General features: G+C 59.5%; 1 protein-coding gene. It reads right to left on the minus strand.

Annotated elements, in window-relative coordinates:
• On the minus strand, window positions 1–241 hold a 241-nt coding region (locus KVT44_RS56435), incomplete at its 3' end, for a hypothetical protein (protein WP_217577066.1).
• Window positions 242–252: the final 11 nt, after the last annotated feature.

Genomic DNA, 252 nt, shown 5'->3' on the forward strand with positions numbered 1-252 from the left:
CCGCATTAGTGGCCCAGGCAAGAAGGCCGCCGATCACACCGAGGGCTGTTGACGCAGAATGAAATAGTCGCCCGTCGGGCCGCCTCACGGTAAGTCGGACGGTGTCCACTTCGTCGCCAGAGGATGCCGCGACTATGTCAGCGAATTCTTGCTCATCGTGAATCGCATTCGAAATGTAGTCATCAAGGTCTGGACGGGCAAGCAGGTCCTCCAGCGATTCGGCTGACGCGTCAGCCTGCATGCGCCAGGTTC

This window comes from Streptomyces sp. GbtcB7, assembly GCF_019091445.1.
Lineage (GTDB): Bacteria > Actinomycetota > Actinomycetes > Streptomycetales > Streptomycetaceae > Streptomyces > Streptomyces mirabilis.